Source organism: Caballeronia arvi (genome assembly GCF_001544695.2).
Lineage (GTDB): Bacteria > Pseudomonadota > Gammaproteobacteria > Burkholderiales > Burkholderiaceae > Caballeronia > Caballeronia arvi.
This window is the reverse complement of record NZ_FCOM02000007.1, coordinates 93,199-118,340: the sequence shown is the minus strand read 5'-3', so window position 1 is coordinate 118,340 and position 25,142 is coordinate 93,199. Positions and strand designations below refer to the sequence as shown.

At 63.5% G+C, this 25,142-nt stretch carries 21 protein-coding genes; 10 read left to right on the top strand and 11 right to left on the bottom strand.

Annotation, left to right across the window (positions count from 1 at the left end):
• Positions 1–179: 179 nt before the first annotated feature.
• Positions 180–2,075, top strand: a complete 1,896-nt coding sequence (locus AWB74_RS10940; RefSeq protein WP_061146907.1) for a putative bifunctional diguanylate cyclase/phosphodiesterase — start codon at positions 180–182, stop codon at positions 2,073–2,075.
• A 142-nt stretch (positions 2,076–2,217) separates the two neighbouring features.
• Positions 2,218–3,690, top strand: a complete 1,473-nt coding sequence (locus tag AWB74_RS10935; RefSeq protein WP_061146797.1) for an HDOD domain-containing protein — start codon at positions 2,218–2,220, stop codon at positions 3,688–3,690.
• A gap of 27 nt (positions 3,691–3,717) precedes the next feature.
• Here the strand turns inward: AWB74_RS10935 and AWB74_RS10930 are convergent, their stop codons facing one another.
• Positions 3,718–4,170 (bottom strand): hypothetical protein, encoded by a 453-nt coding sequence (locus AWB74_RS10930; RefSeq protein WP_061146796.1) that lies wholly within the window; start codon positions 4,168–4,170, stop codon positions 3,718–3,720.
• Between the two features lie 158 nt (positions 4,171–4,328).
• Entirely contained in the window at positions 4,329–5,996 is a 1,668-nt protein-coding gene (locus tag AWB74_RS10925) for a methyl-accepting chemotaxis protein (protein WP_061146795.1), read from the bottom strand.
• Positions 5,997–6,339: 343 nt separating this feature from the next.
• Here AWB74_RS10925 and AWB74_RS10920 point away from each other — a divergent pair, with 343 nt between their 5' ends.
• On the top strand, positions 6,340–7,599 hold the full coding sequence (locus tag AWB74_RS10920; RefSeq protein WP_061146794.1) for an MFS transporter: 1,260 nt from the start codon (positions 6,340–6,342) through the stop codon (positions 7,597–7,599).
• A gap of 73 nt (positions 7,600–7,672) precedes the next feature.
• Here AWB74_RS10920 and AWB74_RS10915 read toward each other — a convergent pair whose 3' ends face one another.
• From AWB74_RS10915 to AWB74_RS10895, 5 genes are all read right to left on the bottom strand, one after another.
• Entirely contained in the window at positions 7,673–9,565 is a 1,893-nt protein-coding gene (locus tag AWB74_RS10915) for a propionate--CoA ligase (protein WP_061146793.1), read from the bottom strand.
• Positions 9,566–9,666: 101 nt separating this feature from the next.
• Positions 9,667–10,143 carry a hypothetical protein gene (locus AWB74_RS10910; protein WP_235024538.1) on the bottom strand — a complete coding sequence of 159 codons (477 nt, stop codon included), beginning with the start codon at positions 10,141–10,143 and terminating at the stop codon, positions 9,667–9,669.
• Positions 10,140–10,382 (bottom strand): hypothetical protein, encoded by a 243-nt coding sequence (locus AWB74_RS10905; protein WP_061146792.1) that lies wholly within the window; start codon positions 10,380–10,382, stop codon positions 10,140–10,142. The genes AWB74_RS10910 and AWB74_RS10905 overlap by 4 nt, the downstream gene beginning before the upstream one ends.
• A 123-nt stretch (positions 10,383–10,505) precedes the next feature.
• Entirely contained in the window at positions 10,506–11,258 is a 753-nt protein-coding gene (locus AWB74_RS10900) for a 5'-methylthioadenosine/adenosylhomocysteine nucleosidase (protein WP_061146791.1), read from the bottom strand.
• Positions 11,255–13,627, bottom strand: a complete 2,373-nt coding sequence (locus AWB74_RS10895) for a UvrD-helicase domain-containing protein (protein WP_061146790.1) — start codon at positions 13,625–13,627, stop codon at positions 11,255–11,257. Before AWB74_RS10895 ends, AWB74_RS10900 begins: the two co-directional genes overlap by 4 nt.
• Before the next feature lie 183 nt (positions 13,628–13,810).
• On the opposite strand from AWB74_RS10895, the gene AWB74_RS10890 reads away from it, so the two are divergent.
• Positions 13,811–16,678 (top strand): valine--tRNA ligase, encoded by a 2,868-nt coding sequence (locus AWB74_RS10890; protein WP_061146789.1) that lies wholly within the window; start codon positions 13,811–13,813, stop codon positions 16,676–16,678.
• 79 nt (positions 16,679–16,757) lie between these two features.
• Positions 16,758–17,639 carry a UTP--glucose-1-phosphate uridylyltransferase GalU gene (gene galU / locus AWB74_RS10885; protein WP_061123922.1) on the top strand — a complete coding sequence of 294 codons (882 nt, stop codon included), beginning with the start codon at positions 16,758–16,760 and terminating at the stop codon, positions 17,637–17,639.
• Between the two features lie 76 nt (positions 17,640–17,715).
• Here the strand turns inward: galU and AWB74_RS10880 are convergent, their stop codons facing one another.
• Complete coding sequence (locus AWB74_RS10880) at positions 17,716–17,943, bottom strand: sulfurtransferase TusA family protein (RefSeq protein ID WP_061146788.1); 228 nt, start codon at positions 17,941–17,943, stop codon at positions 17,716–17,718.
• A 234-nt stretch (positions 17,944–18,177) separates the two neighbouring features.
• On the opposite strand from AWB74_RS10880, the gene AWB74_RS10875 reads away from it, so the two are divergent.
• Entirely contained in the window at positions 18,178–18,522 is a 345-nt protein-coding gene (locus AWB74_RS10875) for a type II toxin-antitoxin system RelE/ParE family toxin (protein ID WP_061146787.1), read from the top strand.
• A complete protein-coding gene (locus AWB74_RS10870; RefSeq protein WP_061146786.1) occupies positions 18,519–18,854 on the top strand; it encodes a helix-turn-helix domain-containing protein in 336 nt (111 codons plus the stop codon). The genes AWB74_RS10875 and AWB74_RS10870 overlap by 4 nt, the downstream gene beginning before the upstream one ends.
• Positions 18,855–18,887: 33 nt before the next feature.
• On the opposite strand, the gene AWB74_RS10865 is transcribed toward AWB74_RS10870, so the two are convergent.
• Genes AWB74_RS10865 through AWB74_RS10855 form a run of 3 tightly spaced genes read right to left on the bottom strand, consistent with a single transcriptional unit; the run spans position 18,888 to position 21,770 of the window.
• Entirely contained in the window at positions 18,888–19,904 is a 1,017-nt protein-coding gene (locus AWB74_RS10865) for a Gfo/Idh/MocA family oxidoreductase (RefSeq protein WP_061146785.1), read from the bottom strand.
• Positions 19,901–20,905, bottom strand: coding sequence for an inositol 2-dehydrogenase (gene iolG / locus AWB74_RS10860; RefSeq protein ID WP_087038946.1), 1,005 nt, complete (start codon positions 20,903–20,905; stop codon positions 19,901–19,903). The genes AWB74_RS10865 and iolG overlap by 4 nt, the downstream gene beginning before the upstream one ends.
• Complete coding sequence (locus AWB74_RS10855) at positions 20,895–21,770, bottom strand: MurR/RpiR family transcriptional regulator (protein ID WP_061146784.1); 876 nt, start codon at positions 21,768–21,770, stop codon at positions 20,895–20,897. Before AWB74_RS10855 ends, iolG begins: the two co-directional genes overlap by 11 nt.
• A 201-nt stretch (positions 21,771–21,971) precedes the next feature.
• Between AWB74_RS10855 and AWB74_RS10850 the strand changes: the two genes are divergently transcribed.
• The 3 genes from AWB74_RS10850 (at position 21,972) to AWB74_RS10840 (ending at position 25,132) form a co-directional block, all read left to right on the top strand.
• Positions 21,972–23,024 (top strand): sugar ABC transporter substrate-binding protein, encoded by a 1,053-nt coding sequence (locus AWB74_RS10850; protein WP_061146783.1) that lies wholly within the window; start codon positions 21,972–21,974, stop codon positions 23,022–23,024.
• Positions 23,025–23,165: 141 nt separating this feature from the next.
• Positions 23,166–24,332, top strand: a complete 1,167-nt coding sequence (locus AWB74_RS10845; protein WP_061146782.1) for an ABC transporter permease — start codon at positions 23,166–23,168, stop codon at positions 24,330–24,332.
• 14 nt (positions 24,333–24,346) lie between these two features.
• Positions 24,347–25,132: an ATP-binding cassette domain-containing protein gene (locus tag AWB74_RS10840; RefSeq protein ID WP_061146781.1), complete on the top strand. Its 786-nt coding sequence runs from the start codon at positions 24,347–24,349 to the stop codon at positions 25,130–25,132.
• Positions 25,133–25,142: the final 10 nt, after the last annotated feature.

Genomic DNA, 25,142 nt, shown 5'->3' with positions numbered 1-25,142 from the left:
TGCGGTCGACGGGCGCGAGCGGCGCTAACGTCTAAAGATTCCGCCCGGCGGGCCGATAACTCGCCTGATAGAGCGTGCCGCGCCTGTTTCGGCACGTCCCGGCCGGAACCGCGAAGCGCGCGTTCCGCGCGCCGCCTGCCCGACGATGGCGAGCGCTGCCGCCAGAACCCTACGAGACCATGCAAGCGAACCGGATCAACGTCTCCCGCCGCGCACCGTGGCGCATCGCGCTCGATGCGCTCGCCCGCGCCTGGCGAAGCGCCGCGCGCGCGCGGCAGGACCGCGAGCGCGACGCGCATCCCGAAAGCGGGCAAGCGCCCGCGGCCAGCGCGCCCGACGTCGTCACGGCGGCGACGGCAGACACGGCAGTCGCGACCGTTTTGGCCGGCGTGCCCGAAGCCACGCTGGGTGCAGTCGATTTCCTCGCGCAGCTCGACGACGCCCTGCGCTTCCAGTATGTGTCGGATGCGAGCATCGAGTTCATCGGATATCACCGCGACTATCTGAGCATGCTGACGCTGCATGACCTGGTCGCGTCAGAAGAAGCGGACGAACTGCACGCGCTCGTCGCACGGGCGCGCGTGAGCGGCAGGCTCGAATCGGCGACGCTGACCGTCGTGAAATCGCTGACCTATCCGATCTGCGTCGAACTGCGGCTCGTGTCGACCGCCGCGCGCGGCACGCCCGGATTCGCACTCGCCGCCTTCGACGTGACGCACTGGCGCGAGCGCGAAGCATCGCTCTTGCACACACTGAATCACGATGCGCTCACGGGCCTCGACAATCTCGTCTCGCTGAAAGACGCCATCGCCGCGGCGCAGGCCCAGGCCGAGCTCACGCGCACGCACGCCGGACTGGTGCTGCTCGATATCGACGACTATCAGCGCATCAACCGCGCGCTCGGCTACGACGCCGGCGACGAACTGCTGCGCGAGACCGCCCGCCGCATCCAGCACACGGCCGGGCACGGCGAGCGCGTCGCGCGCGTGGCCGGCGACGAGTTCGCCGTGCTGCTGCCCGCCGGCACCACGCCCGAGCTCGCCGAGAGTCTCGGGCGGCGCCTGCTCACCGCCATCGCGCAGCCGTACCGGCATCGCGGGCAGCACACGCATTTGTCGGCGAGCGTGGGTGTGGCGCTGTATCCGGATCAGCCGGGAAAGAACGCGAAGAGCGGCGCGCAGTCGAGCCTCCTGCGCATGGCCGATCAGGCGCTCGCGCAGGCCAAGGAATCCGGCGGCAACGCGCTCGTCTTCCACACGCTCGACGACAACCCCGCCGACGCGGAACGCCTGAAGCTCGAAGCCGACCTGTACGAAGCCGTGCGCAACGGCGAGTTCTCGCTCTACTTCCAGCCGATCACCAAGATCCGCACGGGCGCGGTGGTCGGCGTGGAGGCGCTGATGCGCTGGAATCATCCGGTGCACGGGCTCGTGCCGCCGTCGACGTTCATTCCGCTCGCGGAGTCGATCGGCCTCATCAACTATCTGGGCAACTGGGTGCTGAAGGCCGCGTGCATGCAGATCATGCAGTGGGACGCCATCGGCATCCGGCTCGATTACGTGTCGGTCAACGTGTCGCCGCAGCAATTCCGCGACAAACGTTTCACCGCGGCGGTGAAAGAAGCGCTCGCGCTCACCGGCATCGACGCAGAGCGGCTCGTGTTCGAGATCACCGAAAGCCTGCTGATGCACGACCCGGAAGAAGCGACGCTTCTGCTCGAAGCGCTGAGGTCGATCGGCATTCGCTTCGCCGTCGACGATTTCGGTACCGGTTACTCGAGCCTCGCCTATTTACAACGTTTTCCGCTTTCGAAGCTCAAGATCGACCGCAGCTTTGTCGAGAACCTGATTACGTCCCGCAACAACCGCGCGATCGTGAGCGCGGTCGTCGGGCTCGCGCAATCGCTCGGGCTGGAGCTGGTCGCCGAAGGGGTGGAAACGGAGGCGCAGCGCGACTTGCTGGCCGACCTGGGTTGCGATCACATTCAGGGCTGGCTCATCAGCCATGCATTGCCATCGGATGAACTGGCGCGCTCGTTCAAGTCACACTCGCTCGTGTTGCACGAGACATCATGAGCGCAAGATAGTTCGTGCTCTAATCGAGCAATGCGCCGTAAACCCCTAATAACGTGTATCTTTCGTTGTTGGGCGCTAGGTTGGATTGCTGGGCCGCCTCGGGTTAGCCGTCGCGTAACAAGCAGGGTTCTTATTTTTAGCAATGGCACGCACCAAGGCCGAATTACTGGACAAGTTGTGGTCGCGCATGAGCGAGCGCGGGGATTTCCCCATGCTCTCCCAGGCGCTGCGCACGACCGTCTCCGCGATGAGCGACAACGACCTCGACTTCACGTCCCTCGTGCATGTCGTGCTGTCGGACGTCGGCCTCACGCAGAAGGTGCTGCGCCTCGCCAATTCGGCGATGTACATCGCGTTCGGCGGCAATATCACGACCGTCACGCGCGCGTTGATGGTGCTCGGCATGGACGCGGTCGGGCATCTCGTCGTCGGACTGAAGCTCGTCGATCACTTTCATCAGAGCGCGCCGCGCCGTATCGACGCGAAGCTCGAACTCAACCGCACGCTGCTCTCGGGCGCGGTCGCGCGCCAGCTCACCGAACACAAGGATCTGCGCTCCGCCGAGGAAGCGGTCGTCTGCACGCTGATGCGGCAAATCGGCAAGCTGCTCGTCGCGTTCTATCTGGAACACGAGTGGGATCAGTTGCGGCGCAAGGCGGCATCGGAAAACATCCCGGACAGCGCCGCGTGCGCGGAACTGCTCGGCGTCACCTTCGATGAAATCGGGATGGAGGCGGCAGACCGCTGGCGCCTGCCCGAAACGATCCGCGAAGGCATGCGCGCGACCGACCCGAACGCGCCCGTTGACGAAACCGTGCCGAAGCACGTGCGCTGGCTGCGCGCGATCTCCAACTATTCGACCGAAGTCGCCGACGCCCTCACCGCGCAGAACATGGCCGCTGACGGCCGCGAGTCGCTGGTCTTCGACATCTCCAGCCGCTACAGCGGCGCGCTCAGCACCGACGCGGAAACGCTCACGACGATGAGCCTCGCGCTCGCGAACGAAGAAGCGAACGACGGCGTCATCCGCGAGATTTCCGAGTTGCAGGCGAACGCCGACGCCATGGAGCGCGCGAAGATTTCCGCGGAGGCGCGCATCGGCGCGAGCGTCGAGGACTTGCGCTCGCTGCCGTCGAAAAATGCGCTGGCGCCTGCGCTCGCGCTGGCGTCGGAATCGATACTCGGAAGCCTGCATCTGTCGCGCACGGTCGTGTTCATGCGACAGGCCAATAACGAATTCCACGCGCGTCTCGGTCTCGGCGCGGGCGTCGAGCCGATGCTGCAGCAACTACGCTTCTCCGCCGAATTCCGGCCCGACGTGTTTCATCTCGCGATCACGAATCCGGTCGGCATCTTCATCGAAAATGCCCGCGACGCGCGCATCGACGCACGTCTGCCGCGCTGGTACAAGGAGACGCTCGGCGAAGCGCAGGCGTTCGTGCTGCTGCCGGTGAAATCGGGCGATTCGACCGTCGCGCTCATCTACGGCGACTGGACCTTGCCGCAGCACGTGCGCAAAATCTCGCCGCTCGAAATGAGCGCGTTGAACGGTCTCACCAAAGAGTTGAGCCGCTTCTTTCTCGGCGCGAACTGGAAGGAAGTCGAGCTGATCTGATCGGCTCCGGCTTCCCTCCCGGCTTCCTCAATCCCGCTTCAGGATCGCCACGGCCTGCTCGCCGTATCGCACGATATAGCCGCCGTGGTCGCGCTGCCAGTCGCGCGCTTCCCGCTCGTTCGCAAACCAGGTCTTCTCGAAGTCGTTGAACGCGCCGGCGTCGAGCCGATAGCGATCGATGACCGCGCCCGGTTGCCCGTCGATATCGAGCTTGCAGGCATCCCAGTTCTGGTAGCCGAGTTCGACGGCGAGCATCGAAAGGAGGTGCTTGAGTTGCAGTTCGCCGCGGATCGCGTGCAGGTCGGCGAGACGCTCCGCGCGCGTGACCTTCGTGGCGAGCAGGCGGCGCAGCACGGGCATCGCGGCGCTGGTATCGCCATCACGGACGTGCCGAAGCAGACGCCGCGCATGTTCGCGCAGATAGTCGCTATTGGAAACAGAAGAAGCGGAAGAAGAGATCGGACAGGATGTAGACCACATGACGTTGTTCCTTTATTTGCGCCGTTCTCGCTGCGGCTGAAAAGGTTCGACGTTGCGGTTCGATCCAGAATTGATGTACGGCATGGCAGGTGCGTAAGACTTTCGCGAGACCGGGCGCCCTGCCGCGCCCGACCGCGATTCTATCCCGATGTCTTGCGTCAGGCCAACTGGAATTTTCCGACGAGCGACTTCAGCGCCCGCGCCTGATCGTCCAGCGATTGCGCGGCGGCCGCCGCTTCTTCGACCAGCGCGGCGTTCTGCTGTGTGTTCGCGTCCATCTTCGTGACGGCGTCGCCGATCGACTCGATGCCCGTCTGTTGTTCCGCCGACGCCGCCGAAATCTCGCCCATGATGTCGGTGACGCGGCGCACGGCCTTCACGACTTCCTCCATCGTCGCGCCGGCTTCCTGCGCGTAGGTCGAGCCGTCGGACACGCGCGACACGGACGTATCGATCAACGCCTTGATCTCCTTCGCCGCCGACGACGAGCGCTGCGCGAGACCGCGCACCTCGCCCGCGACGACCGCGAAGCCGCGCCCCTGCTCGCCGGCGCGCGCCGCTTCGACTGCTGCATTCAGCGCGAGGATATTGGTCTGGAATGCGATGCCCTCGATCACGCCGATGATGTCGCCGATGCTCTTCGCGCTCGCGTCGATACGCTGCATCGTCTCGACGACGCGGCCGACGACCGCGCCGCCCTTCTCCGCGATCTCCGATGCGCTGGCGGCCAGCGTGCTCGCCTGCTTCGCGTTGTCGGCGTTCTGACGCACGGTCGAGGTGAGCTGCTCCATACTGGACGCAGTTTTCTCGAGCGCAACCGCCTGCTCTTCGGTGCGGCGCGACAGATCGACATTGCCGGTGGAAATTTCGCTCGATGCCGACGCAATCGCCTCGGCGCTCGCCGCGATATCGCCGACGGTCGACGACAGGCCCGCCTGCATTTCCGAGAGCGCGTGCAGCATGCTGGCGTCGTCGCGGCGCTTGAGCGTGATGCGATTCGCGAGATCGCCCGATGCGATGCGCCGCGCGATGTCCTTCGCGTAACCGGGCTCGCCGCCGAGCTGTCCGGCGAGACGCCGCACGACCCATTCGGAAACGACGATCGCGAGCGCGAACAGCGCGAGCGTCAACGCCGACACCATCACGAACGACGAATTGAAGATGAACGACGCGGAATCGATCGTCGCCTTGGCAGCGTGACCGCGGCGCGCGACGAGTTCATCGACGGTCTTTTCGAGCTTGCCGGTTTCGACGAGCAGCGATACGTCCTGCGTGCCGACTTGCCAGTTCATCTGCGAGAGATCGAGCGGTTGCTCCTTTACGAGCTTGACGAAGGTGCGCAGGTTGTCGCTCCACGTCGCGAGCGCGGTGGCGAAGCGCTTCTGTTGCGCGAGCGCGTCCTGATCCGCGTGATCGATGTACTGCGCGAGCTGCGTCTGCGCGCGGCCGATGTCGTTGAGCGCCTGTTCGATCTGCGCGCCGAGGTCATCGCGTTCCTTGGCTGTGGTCGCGGTGAGCAGCATCTTTTGCGAACGGCTCGCGCGCAGCAGATACCCGCGCGTTTCCTCCGCCGCGCGGCTCGCGACATAACCCTGCGTGTAGATCGATTCGGTCGCGCCATTCAGACGGCTGATCTGCGTGAGCGATATCGCGCCGATGGCGAGCGTGCCCGCGAGCACGAGCCCGAACGCGAACCTCAGCGAGGCTTTGACGGACAGTGCGCGCTTGCCCGTCGTGTGTGTGCGTGTATCGGAATGCGCATGCGCGGCTTCGGCCTGCGCCACGAAGCCCGCGTCTTTTGCGCCGCGAAGCGAAAACAGTTTCATCGATCTTTCCCCGATTTGATCTGCGGACTTTGCCGTCGTGCGGCGCGTCCGTGGTCTGGTCCCCGCCGGTAGTACGGCAGGTTTTGCAGCTTTCTTGAGCCGTTTTTTTAAAAAGCGAACAAACGTTCGCTGACTGCGGTCCGTTATAACCGGCCAAAAATCGTGGTATTTGATGAAATGATGATTGGCGTCAGCGACTATCCTGTCCGATTCGCGACAAAGCTTGGCATGACAATGCACTGAGGACAGCCTAGACTTGTCAGAAATTCAGTCCACGCATAAATCGCGGGTCTGGAGAACAACAAAAACCGAGACGATTTCCGCTTTTTATCAGCCATTCACTATGCAAACGAGCATCGACAAGGGCGCATTGTCGCCTTCCGGCGCAACGGCCGGCGCTTCCGCCGCGGCATCCGCGAGCACGGGCACGCAACAACGCACCGTTTATTCCGTGCTGGGCGCGATCAGCTTTTCGCACCTGCTGAACGACATGATCCAGTCGCTGATTCTGGCGATCTACCCGATGTTCAAGAGCGAGTTCGCGCTCTCGTTCGGGCAGATCGGCCTCATCACGTTGACATACCAGATCACGGCTTCGCTACTGCAGCCACTCGTCGGGCTCTATACGGACAAGCATCCGAAGCCTTATTCGCTTCCGGTCGGCATGGGGTTCACGCTGTCGGGTCTGTTGCTGATGTCGGTCGCGGGCAACTTCGGCACGCTGCTCATCGCGGCGGCGCTCGTGGGCTGCGGGTCGTCGGTGTTTCATCCGGAGTCGTCGCGGGTCGCGCGGATGGCCTCGGGCGGCAAGCATGGTCTCGCGCAATCGCTGTTTCAGGTCGGCGGTAACGCAGGTTCGTCGCTCGGGCCGCTGCTCGCCGCGCTGATCGTGATTCCGCACGGGCAGAAGAGCATCGCGTGGTTCTCGGCGGCGGCGCTCGTCGCGATCGTCGTGCTGGCGAACATCGGCCGCTGGTACAAGCGTCATCCGGCGACGAAGAAAGGCCGCAAGCAAGTTGCCCATGCGACGCTGCCGCGCAACAAGGTCATGATGGCGATGAGCGTGCTCGTGCTGCTCGTGTTCTCGAAGTACTTCTATCTCGCGAGTATCACGAGTTACTTCACGTTCTATCTGATCAGCAAGTTCGGCTTGTCGGTGCAGGCTGCGCAGATCCATCTGTTCGTGTTCCTCGCGGCGGTGGCGGCGGGCACGATCATCGGCGGGCCGGTCGGCGACAAGGTGGGACGCAAGGCCGTGATCTGGGTGTCGATTCTCGGCGTCACGCCGTTCACGCTCCTGATGCCTTATGCGAACCTGTTCTGGACGGGCGTGTTGTCGGTGATCATCGGGCTGGTGCTGGCGTCGGCGTTCTCGGCGATTCTCGTCTATGCGCAAGAGCTGATTCCGGGCAAGGTCGGCATGGTGGCGGGCCTCTTCTTCGGATTCGCGTTCGGGATGGGCGGGGTTGGCGCGGCGGTGCTCGGGCATCTCGCCGACGCGACGAGCATCGACTACGTGTACAAGGTTTGCTCGTTCTTGCCGTTGCTCGGGGTGTTGGCAATCGTGTTGCCGAAGACGCATGAGGCGACGGCGAAGGGTTGATCGCAAAGCCTGATTTATCCCGACGGGCGCGCCGGTCCTTGAATGGACCGCGCGCCCGTCGCGTTTCGGGTGCTCAGTTTCCCAACGCCTCCCTCACCTGCATCAACGCGCCCGGATCTTCGATCGTCGGCAGTTCGCCTGGATCGCGTCCTTCCGCCAGCGCCGCGATCGCGCGTCGCAAGAGTTTCCCCGAGCGCGTCTTCGGCAGCATCGCCACGAAATGCACGCGCGCCGGACGCGCGATCGCGCCGAGCTGCGAATCCACCGCGTGACAAAGCTCCGCCTCCATGCCCTCGCGCGCGCCCGGCGCGTTGATGCGATCCGCATCGCGCAGCACCACGAATGCCGCCGCGGCCTGCCCCTTCACCGGATCGGCGATACCCACGACCGCCACCTCCGCCACCGCGGGATGCGCCGACAGCGCCTCCTCGATCTCGCGCGTGCCGAGACGGTGCCCCGCGACATTGATCACGTCATCGGTGCGACCGAGAATCGATACGTAGCCGTCTTCGTCCTGCACGCCCCAGTCGAACGTCGAATAAACGGTCTGGTTCGGCACGCTGTTCCAGTACGTGCCGGCGAAGCGCTTGTCGTCGCGCCACACGGTCTGCATGCAGCCCGGCGGCAACGGATAGCCGAGCGTGACGACGCCCTTCTCGCCCGGCGCGCACTCATCGCCGGTCGCCTCGTTGCGCAGCCGGAGATCGAAGCCCATCGACGGCACGCCAGGCGAGCCGAGCTTTGATGGCAATTCCTCGATGCCGCGCGGTATCGCGATCATCGGCCAGCCGGTTTCCGTCTGCCAGTAATTGTCGATGACGGGCTTCTTCAGCGCGCTCTGGATCCACTGCGCGGTCGGCTCGTCGAGTGGCTCGCCCGCGAGAAAGAGCGTGCGCAGGCTCGACAGATCGTACTTCTCCATCAACGCCGGGTCCTGCTTCTTGAGCACGCGGATCGCGGTCGGCGCGGTGAACATCAGATTGATCTTGTGCTGCTCGACGAGCCGCCACCAGATGCCGCCATCGGGACGGATCGGCGTGCCTTCGTACATCACGGTCGTCAGTCCCGCGATCAGCGGCGCATAGATGATGTAGCTGTGCCCCACGACCCAGCCGACGTCCGATGCGGTGAACATCGTGTCGCCCGGCGCACCCTGAAAGATATGCTCCATCGATGCGGCAAGCGCCACTGCATAACCGCCGACATCGCGCTGCACGCCCTTCGGCCTGCCCGTCGTGCCGGACGTGTAGAGAATGTACGAAGGCTCGTTCGATTCGAGCCATTCGCAGGGCACGTGAGCATCGAAGAACTGTTCGCGCAGCGGCTCGTACGCGACGAGATAACTCGCCTGCAAACGCTCGGGCGCGAGCTGCCGGTCGATCAGCAGCACTTGCGGTACCTTGAATTCGGCGCGCGACAACGCTTCGTCGACGAGCGGCGTGTAGTCGATCACCTTGCCCGCGCGCGCGCCGGCGTCGGCGGTGACGATGAGGGCGGGTTCGGCATCGTCGATGCGCGCCGCGAGATTCGGCGCCGCAAAGCCGCCGAACACGACCGAATGGATCGCGCCGATGCGCGCGCACGCGAGCATCGCGAAAAGCGCCTCGGGGATCATCGGCAGATAGATCAGCACGCGGTCGCCCTTTTTCACGTGCAGCGAACGCATGACGGCGGCCATGCGGTTCACTTCGGCGTGCAACTCGGCATAGGTGTAGCGGCGCTCGATGCCGGTTTCCGTCGATACATACACGAGCGCATCCTGCTGCGCGCGCGACGCGAGATGACGATCGACGGCGTTGTGACAGAGATTGGTCTTGCCGCCGACGAACCAGCGCGCGAACGGCGGATGGCTCGCGTCGAGGACTTGGTCAAACGGCGTCTGCCAATGGATGCGGCGGGCCTGTTCGGCCCAGAACGCTTCGGGCTCCTCGATCGAGCGGCGATACGCTTCTCGGTAAGTCGGCATGCGCGTCCTCTGCAAAAGCGGCGTGGGCCTCCAAGCATAGAGCAGGCCACCGAACCCGGCTAGAGAGGGCGCGCCCTGATCGGTGCGATCAGTCCGACCGTTCAGAACGCCTGCGTGCGCGCCGCGGAACGGCCATCGGCGGCGGTGTGCTTCAGCAGGACCGGCGCGAGCTCACCCGCCACCCGCATGCTCGACACGACGACCGTGCGCACGCCGCTGCCTTCGGTGAGCGCGCGCAGCGTTTCGCGCGTCGTCGCACGCGCCTCGATGCGCGGCTCGATGACGATCATCCCGCGGCAGCAGGCGGCGAGAATCGCGCGATGCGTGCGCATCCATGCGGCGCGCAGGCGCGCGTCGTCGGCAGATTCGCGTTCATCGTGCTCGGCCACCAGCACGAAAGGCGTCGCGAGCTCCACGAGGCGGCGCATCTGCGCGCTCCACGTGAACGCGTAGCCGGGCTTCACGGCGCGAGGCCGCAAGCGCACGAGCGGAAAACGGCTCAGGTCGAAGAGCCGCGCGTCGAGCGCGGGTGCGGAAGTCGATTCCGGAAAAAGGTCAGCAGCATTCACGTCGTTCACAGCGGTTTCGGGCTCCAGTAGTTGAGCGCGGCAATCAGACTCGGCCAACGCGACCGGCGCGGCACGACGCGCTTTTTAGGCAACGTGCGCGGCGGGCTGCGCTTCGCTTCCCGGGGCGCGTGCGTGCGGGTTTCGCTCCAGGCGCGGCGCGTCGTCTCGAGCACCTTCGCGGCGTTCTCAGTGAGTGAGCGCGGTTCGCCGCGCATGCCGATCGTGCGCGCGGTGGATTCGGTGGTCATGTCGGCCCTCCTTTCGTGTCGCTCATTGTATTGAGAATCATTCTCACTTACAAGAGAAGAAGCGGCGCGTATCCGAGAGGATCGGTCTACTGGAACATCGTCAGCACGGGGTTTTGGAACCCGTTAGAACCTCGCGCGCAGAAAGCGCGACAAAATGCCCGACGAATACGTCGAGGCAATCGATGCGAGGAATTCGGCGAACGATGCGGGCGCGGCGGCGTCCGCCGTATCCGAGATGGTCCGCACGACCGCGCACGGCACGTCGTGTTCGTAGCAGACCTGCGCGATGGCCGCGCCTTCCATTTCGACCGCGAGCGCGTCCGGCAAGGCGTCGCGCAGGGCGAAGAGCGCCTCGTGGCTCGCGATGAAGCGATCGCCGCTCACGACGAGCCCGCGATGCACGCGCGGTGCGTTCACGGCGAAACGCTCCGACAGCACGCCGCCCTCCTCGGCGATGAACGCATCGGCGGCGGCGGCGAGCGCATCGGCAAAGGCGCGGTCGGCGTGAAAATGCGCGCGGTCGAGCAGCGGCACCTCGAAGCGCGGAAAGAGCGGCGACGCATCGAGATCGTGCTGCATCAACGCATCCGCGACGACGACATCGCCCACCTGCACGTCCGCGCGCACGCCGCCCGCGACGCCGGTGAAAACGATCGCATCGGCCTCGAAAACGTGGATCAGCGCGCTGGCGGTCGCGGCCGCCGCCACCTTGCCGATGCGCGCGAGCGTGACCACGACGGCCAGGCCGTGCACATCGCCGACGTAGTAATCGCGCCGTCCGAGCGTCACGGTGCGAACCTCGCCCGCCGAGCGCATCTGCGCGATCAGATCGCCGAGTTCCTGCGGCAGCGCCGCCATGATGCCGAGCCGCTTCATTCGACGGCCTGCAGCTTCGCGACCGCGAGCGCGAGCCACTTCTCGCCGTGGCGCTTGAAGCGCACCTGCGCGCGGGCGTCGCCGCCGGAACCTTCGAGCGCGGTCACGGTGCCTTCGCCGAACTTCGTGTGGAACACGGCCTGACCGACCTTGAAGCCGCCTTCGGCCGCACGCTGCTCGTTCGCGAACGACGGCAATGCCGCGCTCGTCGCCTGATCGCGCGCAAAGCCTGCGGAACCGCCGCGCTCGTGTCCCGGACGCGCGAACCAGTCGCGGCCCCAGCCGGCGTTGTCGGCGCGTCCGCCCCAGCGCGCGCCCGGCTCGACCTTCGGCGTGAGCCATTTGAGCGAGCCCTCGGGCAGTTCATCGAAGAAGCGCGAGCGGATGTTGTAGCGCGTCTGCCCGTGCAGCATGCGGCTTTGCGCGAACGACAGATAAAGCCGCTCCTTCGCGCGCGTGATCGCCACATAAGCGAGACGCCGTTCCTCTTCGAGTCCGTCCGATTCCTGCGCGCTGTTCTCGTGCGGGAACAAACCCTCTTCCAGCCCGGTGATGAACACCGCCGTGAATTCGAGACCCTTCGCCGCGTGCACGGTCATCAACTGCACCGCGTCCTGGCCGGCTTGCGCCTGATTGTCGCCGGCCTCGAGCGATGCATGCGACAGGAAGCCGGCGAGCGGCGTCATCGTGTCGGGATTCTGCGCGGGATCGGTGATGTCCGGCGCATCGAGCACTTCGATCTCGCCGTCCTCGCTCACCGCCGCGATCTCCGGCGCCGACGACGCGCCCGGACGCAGCGGAATCGAACGCGCGGGCGTGTCCAGCCCGTAGCCTTCCTCGCTGACGAACGCCGCCGCCGCGTTCACCAGTTCCTGCAAGTTCTCCAGCCGGTCCTGCCCTTCGCGCTCGGTCTCGTAGAACGCGGCGAGTCCGCTTGCGCGCACGACGTATTCGACCGTTTCGGGGAGGCTCATCTGCTGCGTCTCGGCGCGCATCTTCGCGATGAGCGTCGCGAACGCGCCGAGACTCGATCCCGCCTTGCCGGTGACATACGGCACGGCTGCGGCCATCGAACAGTTGTAGAGACGCGCGGCATCGGCCACCTGCTCGATGGAACGCGCGCCGATGCCCCGCGTCGGGAAATTGACGACGCGCGCGAACGCGGTGTCGTCGTTCGGATTGTCGATCAGACGCAGATACGCGAGCGCATGCTTCACTTCCTGACGCTCGAAGAAGCGCAGACCGCCATAGACGCGATACGGAATGCCCGCATTCACCAACGTGTGCTCGATCGTGCGCGACTGCGCGTTGCTGCGATAAAGCACCGCGACCTCGCCGCGCGACGTGCCCGTATTGATGAGCGCCTTGATCTCTTCGACGATCCAGCCCGCTTCCTGCGAATCCGTCGCGGCTTCGTAGACGCGCACCGGCTCGCCGTGGCCCGCGTCGGTGCGCAGATTCTTGCCGAGCCGCCGCGCGTTGTTGGCGATCAGATAGTTGGCCGTATCGAGAATATGGCCGTGCGAGCGGTAGTTCTGCTCCAGCTTGATGAGATTGCGCACGCGGAATTCGCGTTCGAAATCGTGCATGTTGCCGACGTTCGCGCCGCGAAACGCGTAGATGGACTGATCGTCGTCGCCGACCGCGAAGATCGCATTGTGCTCGCCCGCGAGCAGCTTCAGCCACGCGTATTGCAGCTTGTTCGTGTCCTGAAACTCGTCGACGAGAATGTTGCGAAACCGCGCCTGATAGTGCGCGCGCAGCGGCGGATTGTGCGCGAGCAGTTCATGACAGCGCAGCAGCAGTTCCGGAAAATCGACGACGCCTTCGCGCTGGCATTGCTGATCGTAAGCTTCGTAGAGCTCGACGAACTTGCGATTGAACGCGTCGGTGGCGTCGACGTCCTTCGGACGCAGGCCTTGCTCCTTCGCGTTGTTGATGAAGTACTGGAGATTCTTCGCCGGATACTTTTCGTCGTCCACGTTCAGGCCCTTCATCAGCCGCTTGATGGCGGAGAGCTGGTCGGACGTGTCGAGAATCTGGAAGGTCTGCGGCAGGCCGGCGTCGCGGTAATGCGCGCGCAGCATGCGGTTGCACAGGCCGTGAAAGGTGCCGATCCACATGCCGCGCGTATCGATGGGCAACAGCGCCGAGAGGCGCGCCATCATCTCGCGCGCGGCCTTGTTCGTGAAGGTGACGGCGAGCACGGTCGGCGGCGACGCGTAGCCCTGCCGGATCAGCCACGCGATGCGCGTGATGAGCACGCGCGTCTTGCCGCTGCCGGCGCCCGCGAGAATGAGCGCGGGCTCGTTCGGCAGCGTCACGGCGGCGAGTTGTTCGGGGTTCAGATTCGCGAGCAGGTCGGGCATGGGAAAGTCAGACGACGGAGAAACGGCGCAAACGGCGGGCCGACCATTATAAGACCGTGCCGATGGCGGCGTTTCGGCCTAAGCCATTCGGCCGAGGGGCCGAAAACGTCGGCCCAGCCTTGGGGAACCTTATAATTGGGGATTCCCCCGCATTTTTTCACGCTTTTTTCGGCAGATTCCACAATGAGCGACAACACGCTTGCCAAGAGCTTCGAGCCTCAAAACATCGAGTCCCAATGGGGCCCGGAATGGGAAAAACGCGGGCTCTCCGCGCCCACGTTCCAGGACGGCGCGAAGAACTTCTCCATCCAGTTGCCGCCGCCGAATGTCACCGGCACGCTGCACATGGGGCACGCGTTCAATCAGACCATCATGGACGGCCTGACGCGCTATCACCGCATGCTCGGCGAGAACACGCTGTGGGTGCCGGGCACGGACCACGCGGGCATCGCGACGCAGATCGTCGTGGAGCGTCAGCTCGACGCGCAAGGCATCTCGCGCCACGACCTCGGCCGCGAGGAATTCCTCAAGCGCGTGTGGGCCTGGAAGCAGCAGTCCGGCTCGACCATCACGAATCAGGTGCGGCGCCTGGGCGCATCGATCGACTGGTCGCGCGAATACTTCACGATGGACGACAAGATGTCGGCCGCCGTGCGCGATGTCTTCGTCACGCTCTACAAGCAAGGGCTCATCTATCGCGGCAAGCGGCTCGTCAACTGGGACCCGGTGCTCGGCACGGCGGTGTCGGACCTCGAAGTAGTGAGCGAGGAAGAGAACGGCAGCCTGTGGCATATCCAGTATCCGCTGCCGGACGGCTCGGGCCATCTGACGGTGGCGACCACGCGCCCGGAAACCATGCTCGGCGACGTCGCCGTGATGGTGCATCCGGAAGACGAGCGCTATCAGCATCTGATCGGCAAGACGGTGACGCTGCCGCTGTGCGATCGCGAAATCCCGGTCATCGCCGACGAATACGTCGATCGCGAATTCGGCACGGGCGTCGTGAAGGTCACGCCCGCGCACGACTTCAACGACTACGCAGTCGGCCAGCGTCACAAGCTGCCGCAGATCGAAATTCTCACGCTCGACGCGAAGATCAACGACAACGCGCCCGAGAAATATCGCGGCATGGATCGTTTCGATGCGCGCAAGGCCGTCGTCAAGGATCTCGAAGCGCTCGGCCTGCTCGAATCCGTCAAGCCGCACAAGCTGATGGTGCCGCGCGGCGACCGTACGCAAGTCGTCATCGAGCCGATGCTCACGGACCAGTGGTTCGTCGCGATGACCAAGCCCGCGCCCGAAGGTACGTTCAATCCGGGCAAGTCGATCACGGAAACATCGCTCGATGTCGTGCGCAACGGCCAGATCAGGTTCGTGCCGGAGAACTGGACCACGACCTACTATCAGTGGCTCGAAAACATCCAGGACTGGTGCATCTCGCGTCAGCTCTGGTGGGGCCATCAGATTCCGGCGTGGTACGGCGAGAACGGCGAGATCTTCGTCGCGAAGACCGAAGAAGAAGCCCGCGCCGAAGCCGACGCGCAAGGTTATAAAGGCGCATTGAAGCGCGATGAAGACGTGCTCGACACGTGGTTCTCGTCCGCGCTCGTGCCCTTCTCGTCGCTCGGCTGGCCTAACGAAACGAAGGAGCTGGAGGCGTTCCTGCCGTCGTCGGTGCTCGTGACGGGCTTCGACATCATCTTCTTCTGGGTCGCCAGAATGGTGATGATGACCACGCATTTCACCGGCAAGGTGCCCTTCGACACCGTATATGTGCACGGCCTCGTGCGCGATGCCGAAGGCCAGAAGATGTCGAAGAGCAAGGGCAACACGCTCGATCCGATCGATATCGTCGATGGCATCGACCTCGAAGCGCTCGTCACGAAGCGCACGACCGGCCTCATGAATCCGAAGGCCGCCGCGCAGATCGAAAAGAAGACGCGCAAGGAATTTCCCGAAGGTATTCCGTCGTTCGGCACGGATGCGCTGCGCTTCACGATGGCGTCGATGGCCACGCTCGGCCGCAACGTCAACTTCGATCTCGCGCGCTGCGAGGGTTATCGCAATTTCTGCAACAAGCTCTGGAACGCCACGCGTTTCGTGCTGATGAATTGCGAAGGCCACGATTGCGGCTTCGCGAATCCCGGCGCATGCAAGCCGGGCGATTGCGGCCCCGGCGGCTACACGGACTTCTCGCAGGCCGACCGCTGGATCGTGTCGCTCCTGCAGCGCACCGCAAGCGAAGTCGAGAAAGGCTTCGCGGACTATCGCTTCGACAACGTCGCGAGCGCGATCTACAAGTTCGTGTGGGACGAATACTGCGACTGGTATCTCGAGCTCGCGAAGGTGCAGATCCAGACCGGCACGCCGGAACAGCAGACGGCGACGCGGCGCACGCTTTTGCGCGTGCTCGAAACGGTGCTGCGCCTCGCGCATCCGATCATTCCGTTCATCACGGAAGCGTTGTGGCAGAAGGTCGCTCCGTTGACCGATGCGTACCCGCAGGGCGCACAGGAGGGCGAAGCGTCGGTCATGACGCAGCCGTATCCGCGCGTGGAGCAGAAAAAAATCGACGAGTCCGCAGAACAGTGGGCTGCCGAACTGAAGACTGTCATCGATGCATGTCGTAATCTGCGCGGCGAAATGAATCTGTCGCCCGCGGTGAAGGTGCCGTTGCTCGCACACGGAGACGCGGCGCGCCTTTCCGCGTTCGCGCCTTATGTCGCGGCGCTCGCGCGTCTTTCCGAAGTGAAGATCATCGACGACGAAGCCGCGCTCGACAAGGAAGCTCACGGCGCGCCGGTGGCGATCGTCGGCAGCAGCAAGCTGGTGCTGAAAGTCGAGATCGATATTGCGGCGGAACGCGAGCGTCTGACGAAGGAAGTCGAGCGTTTGAATGCCGAGATCGGAAAATGTAACGCGAAGCTCGGCAATGAAAGCTTTGTTTCAAAAGCGCCGGCCGCTGTCGTTGAACAGGAGCGCAAAAGGCTGGCAGAATACGGAACCACTATCGAGAAGCTCCAGGCGCAATTATTGCGTTTGCCGGTCTGAATCGGTGGTTCGAAGCACGAGTCGATCCACCGCGATTATCTCGACGTTCTACATGTTTTAAGAGGATCAGGGTCATCACATGCTAAAAGTTACCAAAGCGGTATTCCCCGTCGCGGGTCTGGGCACGCGGTTTCTTCCCGCGACCAAGGCCAGCCCGAAGGAAATGCTGCCAGTCGTGGACAAGCCGCTGATTCAGTACGCGGTCGAAGAAGCGATGGCGGCCGGCATTACCGAGATGATCTTCGTCACGGGCCGCAGCAAGCGCGCCATTGAAGACCATTTCGACAAGTCCTATGAAATCGAAGCGGAGCTCGAGGCGCGCGGCAAGGACAAGCTGCTCGAGCTCGTGCGCAGCATCAAGCCGAGCCACGTCGATTGCTTCTACGTGCGTCAGGCTGAAGCGCTCGGTCTGGGCCACGCCGTGCTGTGCGCGGAGAAGCTCGTCGGCGACAACCCGTTCGCCGTGATCCTCGCGGACGATCTGCTGTACGGCAGGCCGCCCGTGATGTCGCAGATGATCGAAGTTTTCGACCACTATCACAGCTCGGTCATCGGCGTCGAAGAAATCCCGCCGCAGGATTCGAAGTCGTACGGCGTCATCGACGGCAAGGAATGGGAAGACAACATCTTCAAGCTGTCGGGCATCGTCGAGAAGCCGGAGCCGGCCGTGGCGCCGTCGAACCTGGGCGTGGTCGGCCGTTACGTGCTGAAGCCGCGCGTCTTCGACCACATCCGTGCGTTGAAGCCGGGCGCGGGCGGCGAGTTGCAATTGACGGACGCGATCCAGTCGCTGCTGTCGGACGAGCAAGTGCTCGCGTACAAGTATCACGGCACGCGCTTCGACTGCGGCAGCAAGCTGGGCTATCTGAAGGCGACGGTGGAGTTCGCGCTGCGCCATCCGGAAGTGAAGCAGGAATTCGAGGAATATCTGCGTAATCGCGCGCCGATTCTCGAAGGCTGACATCAGCGTTACTGCCCGAAAAAATGCCCGTCACCTGTGTGACGGGCATTTTGCTTTGGGCGCCTGCTTGCGGGCTTCAGCGACGCCGCATCAGGAAGATGAACGTCTTGTCCTGCGCCGTCGATTCGACGATCTCATTGCCGGTCTGTTTGGCGAACGCCGCGAAATCGCGCTGCGATCCCGGGTCGGTGGCGAGCACTTTCAGAATCTGGCCGCTCGTCATGTCGGCGAGCGCCTTCTTGGCCCGCAGAATCGGCAACGGGCAAGCCAGCCCGCGCGCGTCGACTTCCTTGTGAACTTCCATCGCGATTGAACCTTTCCTTTGCCTGTGGGATGAGCGCTCGGTGAGGTTCGATTTTAACGCAGTGGTCACAAATCCACCGGCCGCGCCCTTTTACTACAGCAGTTTCACACGCGTTGAGATATTTCTAGTTCATCCGTCACGGCATTGAGGATAGCTTTCTCTGACAGGGCTCTGCGACACGAGCAACCGCGTAGTCCGAAAGCATCGCAAGACGAACGTATAAATTTTTGTACAATGACGAATGAGAAAGAAATCCGGTGGGTCAGCTCATCCTACGATGACATCCGTGAATTTCCATCGATTGCCCGGCGCGAAGCGGGCTTCCAGCTCGGCCGCCTTCAGGCCGGGCTCGACCCGGAAGACTGGAAGCCCTTCGACGCCGTCGGTTCAGGGGTTCGCGAGATTCGAATCCGGGACCCGAGCGGAATCTTCCGCGTGATGTACGTAGCCAAATTCGAAGAGGCCGTTTACGTGTTGCATTGTTTTCAGAAGAACACGCAAACGACGTCAAGACGGGACGTAGAGATCGCAGCGATCCGCTATCGCGCGATTTTCCGAGAAAGGAAGGAGCGAGCATGAGCAAGGTCGACACGCACGTGCGGCATGTGACGAAACCCGGCGCAAACATTTTTGCCGAACTCGGCTTCGCACCGGATGAAGCACGCCGCTATCAAACCGAGTCCCAGGCGCTGATCGGCCAGACCCTGGCGCTGAAGGAACAACTCATGGACGAACTTGCGACGTGGATCGAAGCACATCATCTCAAGCAATCCGAAGCAGCCGATATATTGCATGTCACACGGCCTCGCGTATCGGATGTCGTGAACAAGAAGACGAGCAAGTTCACGATCGACACGCTAGTGGAAATGTTGGCTCGCGTCGGTAAGCCGGTAAAACTGGTCGTCGGCTGACGACCAGCGTTCAGTCAAGCGCGCCTCCCACGCTCACAAATCCACCGGCCGCCCACTCTCATAAGCCTCCCGCATCGCAATGCCGATGCGCGTCGCTTCCCGCGCATCGTCGAGCGTCAGTCCGGTCGGCGTGCCGTGCGTCAGCGAAGCCACGAACGCCTGCGCCTCGCGCAAGAACGCATCCTCGAAACGCTCGAAGAACGTCGGCGTGCACGTGTTGCGCATGCCCTGCGCATCGGCTATCTCGACACGATTCGCCCGCGGATTGCGCCCCACCGACAACGCCCCCGCCGTGCCGATCACTTCCGTCTGCGTGTCGTGACCGTGCGCCATCGTGCGCGAAGCGTAGAGCACGGCCAGCCGTCCGTCGTCGAACTCGATGGTGCCCACACCGTTATCGATGTCGCCGCACTCGCGCAGGCCTTCGTGAATCGCGATCGTCCCGCTCGCAACCACGCGCTTCGGCCTGGGATTGCCCAGCAGCCAGCGCGCGAGATCGATGTCATGCACGCTGCAATCGAGAAAAAGCCCGCCCGATGTCGGCGCGAACCGCACGAAGAAACCGTCCGGATCGTTCTTGTCGCAGGTCTGCGAGCGCACCATGAACGGCCTGCCGATGACGCCCTTCACGATGTTATCGAACGCATCGCGATAGCTCGCATCGAAGCGCCGCACGAAGCCGATCATCACCTGAAGATGCGGATGACGCGCGTGCTCTTCGATCACGGCATCGCATTCGGCGAGATCGAGCGACAGCGGTTTCTCGCAGAAAACGTGCTTGCCCGCGCGCAACGCGGCGATGATCTGCCGCGCGTGCAGCGACGTCGGCGTGACGAGCCACACCGCGTCGATCGATGCGTCGGCGAGCAATTCATCGTAGTCCGCATAGAGCGAGAGCCCGGGCACACCCGACGCGGCCCACTCGCGCTCTTCCTGAACCGGGCTGCACGCCGCGACGAGCTTCGCGCCCGGCACATGCCAGGCGAGATTTGCCGCATGCCGACGCCCGAGCCTACCCAATCCGACGATGCCCACGCGAACCGGATTCATGCGACATGCTCCGCGAGATTCACGATGCGCTTTTCGCGCCACGACAGCGTCGCGGCTTCGGCGAGTTCGAGCGCCTTCAGGCCATCGTCGACCGTGGTGCGAACGGGCTTGCCGTTGTTCACTGCATCGAAGAAATGAGCGATTTCCGCCGCGTACGCCGCGCGATAGCGTTCGAGAAAGAATGCCTCGGGCACGTCGTTCGATACGGCCGTCTTCGTGTACGACGTGACCTCCGTCGGCCGCACGTTGCCCGCCTGCAGCATGCCGAGACTGCCGAGCAACTCGAAGCGCTGATCGTAGCCATACGCCGCGCGCCGCGCCGTGTTGATCTGGCACAGCCGCCCGCGTTTCGTGCGTATCGTCACGGCGGTGGAATCGATGTCGCCCGCATCGGCGATCGCCGGGTCGGCCAGGCAACTGCCGGTCGCGTGCAGCGTCTCGGCCTCGTCGTCGAGAATCCAGCGGAAGATATCGAAGTCGTGGATCAGCATGTCCTTGAAGATGCCGCCCGAATGCCTGATGTACTCGACGGGCGGCGCGCCGGGATCGCGGCTCGTCACGATCAGCATTTCCGGATCGCCGATCTCGCCGGCATCGATACGCGCTTTCAACGCAGCGAACGTCGGATCGAAGCGCCGCTGAAAGCCGATCATGCAGACGACGCCCGCCTTCGCGACCGCATCGGCGCATGCGCGGGCGCGCTCGATCGCGAGATCCACCGGCTTCTCGCAGAACACGTGCTTGCCCTGCGCCGCCGATGCCTGAATCAGCCCCGCATGCGTATCCGTGCTCGAACATACGACCGTCGCGCCGATGGATGCATCGCCCATCGCGTCATCGACATCGGCTACCTGCGCGCCAAATAAAGCAGCCAGTGCGGAAGCCGCGTCGCGATTCACATCGACGACATACTTCAAACGCACGCCCGGCTGCCGCGCGAGATTGGCCGCGTGAATCTTGCCGATGCGCCCCGCTCCGAACACCGCCACATCAATCGTCATAGCCACCTGTCTCCCTGGATTCCTCGACATTCAACTCGAGCCGGTACGCGAGCGCGATGAACAACGCCTGGCACAGGCAAATGGTGCTCGTGAGCGAACGGAACGCGAACGCGCTGCCTTCCTTCACGAGCAGGCTCGCGCTCGCATGGCGCGCGAGCGGCGAAAGCTGGCTATCGGTGATGACGAGCGTCGCCGCGCCGTGATGCTGCGCCGCGCGCACGCAGTATTGCGTTTCCTTGCCGTAGGGCGCGAAGCTGATCGCGATCACCACGTCGCCCTTCTTCACGCTGCGGACCTGCTCGCGGAACATGCCGCCGAAGCCCGAAATCAGATGCACGCGCTTCTTCGTGTGCTGCAACGCATACACGATGTAACTCGCCACCGCGAACGAACGGCGCACGCCGATCACGTAGATGTTTTCCGCCTGCGACAGCATCTCGATGGCGGCTTCGAACTGCGCATCGTCTAGCCCGGCTTCGAGCTCGTCGAGTCCCGTGCGGCTCGCCGCAATGAACTCGCGCGCCACTGACACGCCCGACGCTTCGCCCGCCTTCTCGTCGATGAGCCTGCGAATGCGCTGCTGATAACTCTGCTGCGAGCCGCTGCCGCCCGCGTAGGCCTGGCGGAACACGGTCTGCAAATCGGAGAAGCCGGAGAACCCGAAGCGCTGCGCAAAGCGCACGACCGCCGACGCATGCACGCCGCACGCGCTCGCGATATCGCTCGTGCGGTCCATCATCACGCTCTGCCGATGCTGCTCGATATAGGTCGCGACGCTCTTCAACTGGCGCGGCAACGAATCGTAGGCATCGGTGATCCGCTGCATCAGTTCGTCGACGCTCTGCACGTCGGTGGTGTCGTCCATCGCAGGCTCGTTCGGTGTTCGTCGTGCAACCGATTATAGGAAGGCGGCAAACAAATTGGAATGTATTTTCCATTTGTCGCACACGTGAAATTTCCATTGCAGAGCGTGGAAAACTGACCTAATCTTGGTCCTGAGCGCGGAGTCCAGAGCTTCGGCTCGCGAAAACATCACACCAAACAACAACCGAGATAGGTGGAGACAATGACCTTTTGCAACGGTCGGGCCGCGCTGCGCGCGCTGGTGGCTGCTGCTGCGTTATGCAGCGTGGCGATGATGGCGGCGAGCCCCGCACAAGCGGCGCCCGACGCGAAGTTCGTGCTGATCAGCCACGCGCCGGACTCGGATTCGTGGTGGAACACCATCAAGAACGCGATCAAGCAGGCCGACGAAGACTTCAACGTGCAAACCGATTACCGCAACCCGCCGAACGGCGATATCGCGGACATGTCGCGGCTGATCGAGCAGGCGGCCGCGCGCAACTACGACGGCGTCATCACCACCATCGCGGACTTCGACGTGCTGAAGAGCGCGATCGGCAAGGTCACCGCGAAGAAGATTCCGCTCGTGACCATCAACTCCGGCACCGAGGAACAGAGCGCGCAGCTCGGCGCGATCATGCACGTCGGGCAGCCGGAATATGTCGCGGGCAAGGCGGCCGGCGAAAAGGCGAAAGCGGCGGGCGTGAAGTCGTTCCTGTGCGTGAACCACATTGCGACGAACACGGTGTCGTTCGATCGATGCAAGGGCTTCGCGGATGCACTTGGCATCGACTACAAGGCGTCGACGCTCGACTCGGGACAGGACCCGACCGAGATTCAGTCGAAGGTGTCGGCGTATCTGCGCAATCATCCGGACACCCAAGCGATCCTCACGCTCGGACCGACGCCCGCTTCCGCGACACTCAAGGCCGTGGCGCAAATGGGCCTGCAAAACAAGGTCTATTTCGTGACCTTCGACTTCTCCGACGACATCGCCAAGGCGATCAAGGACGGCACGATCAAGTTCGCCATCGATCAGCAGCCGTATCTGCAAGGCTATATCCCGGTGGCCGTGCTTGCGATCGTGAAGAAGGAGCACACCACCGATCCGGCGAAGATCCGTCAGATTCTCGAAGCGAATCCGAAGTTCAAGGCGCGCCTCGAAACTTATGGATTGCAGCCGTCGTACGGGCCGAAGAACATCCGCTCGGGCCCGGGTTTCATCACCAAGGAAAATCTCGACAAGGTCGTGAAGTACGCGGGTCAATATCGTTGATCGCAGCCTGACCTTCTTTGGGCGGCATCCCTGGCGCCGCCCGCTTTTATCGATGTTCGATGCTCTTGCTGCGTCCGTTCGCGGACGCGGCGGGGGCGCGCGCATCGGTGCTGCATCGGAATGGAATCACAAGGAGCCATCATGGGCGTAGCCGGCAAGCATTACCCTCCGCACGTGAACCCGCAGCAGGACAATGCCGACGCACCCGATGCGGCCAGGCCCTCGGATGAGCGCGTGCGGCGACAATCGTGGTTCGGCCATTTGCTGAATCGCCCGGAATTCGCGGCGATTTCCGGGACCGTGCTCGTGTTCCTCGTTTTCGGCTTTGCCGCCGGTTCGTCGGGCATGTTCAATCTCGACGGCGTGATGAACTGGTCGCAAGTGGCCGCCTATCTCGGCCTGCTCGCGGTCGGCGCGTGTCTCCTGATGATCGCGGGCGAGTTCGACTTGTCCATCGGTTCGATGATCGGCTTCGCGGGCATGATGGTCGCGCTGCCATCGGTGTATTTTCACTGGCCGATATCCGTATCGATTCTCTTCGCGTTCGTCATGTCGATGCTGCTCGGCGCACTCAACGGCTATCTCGTGATGCGAACGCGCCTGCCGTCGTTCATCGTCACGCTCGCGTTCCTCTTCATTCTCCGCGGTCTCACGCTCGCGCTGTCGATCATGTTCGCGGACCGCACGATCATTTCCGGCGTGGGCGATCTCGCGCAAGCCGATCCGGTCGCCGACACGCTCTTTCATGGCGTCGCGCTGCATGGCCTCTTTACGTGGCTCGCGCATATGGGCGTCGGCCAGTTGCTCGACAGCGGCCAGCCGCTCGTGCCGGGCATTCCGAAGGTCATCATCTGGTGGCTCGTGCTCGCCGCCATCTGCGCATTCGTGCTCGCGAAGACGCGCTACGGCAACTGGATTCTCGCCGTCGGCGGCGATGCGAATGCCGCGAAGAACGTCGGCGTGCCCGTGAAGCGCGTGAAGATTTCGCTCTTCGTGCTTACCGCGTTCTGCTCGTGCCTCTTCGCGGTGCTGCAAGTGTGCGACATCGGCTCGGCTGCGGCGGACCGCGGCTTGCAGAAGGAATTCGAAGCGATCATTGCGGCCGTGATCGGCGGGACGTTGCTGACGGGCGGTTATGGATCGGTGATCGGCGCATGCTTCGGCGCGTTGATCTTCGGCGTCGTGCAGATCGGCATCACCTATACGAACGTGAGCTCCGACTGGTTCCGCGTGTTCCTCGGCGTGATGCTGCTGATCGCCGTGCTCTTCAATCATTACGTGCGTCGCCGCGTATCACAGGCGCAATAAGAGGAGAAACGATCATGCAAGACGACAACATCCTCGCCCTCGAAAACGTGAGCAAGTATTTCGGCAAGGTGATTGCATTGAACGGCGTCACGTTGCGCCTCAAACGCGGCGAAGTGCACTGCCTGCTCGGCGATAACGGCGCGGGCAAGTCCACGCTCATCAAGACGCTGGCGGGCGTGCACCCACCCTCTTCCGGCGACTATCTCGTCGATGGCGCGCCCGTGCATTTCGATTCGCCGAAGGAAGCGCTCGATCTCGGCATCGCGACCGTGTATCAGGATCTCGCGCTCGTGCCGCTGCTCAGCGTCGCGCGCAACTTCTTCATGGGCCGCGAGCCGCAGAAGAAGCGCTTCGGCATCAGCGTGATGGACCTCGATCTCGCAGCCGAAACATCGCGTGCGAAGCTCGCGGAAATGGGCATCAACGTGCGCGATCCGCATCAGCCGATCGGCACGATGTCCGGCGGCGAGAAGCAATGTCTCGCGATCGCACGCGCGATTCACTTCGGCGCGCGCGTGCTGATTCTCGATGAACCGACCGCCGCGCTCGGCGTGAAGCAGAGCTTCAACGTGCTGAAGTTGATTCACAAGGCGCGCGAAAAAGGCATCTCGGTGATTTTCATCACGCACAACGTGCACCACGCGTATCCGATCGGCGATTCGTTCACGCTGCTCAATCGCGGCCGCTCGATGGGCACGTTCACGAAGGACACCATCAGCAAGAACGAAGTGCTCGACATGATGGCGGGCGGCGCCGAAATGCAGCAGATGATGAGCGAACTTGAAGGCGCGACGATCTGAGGACTTTAAA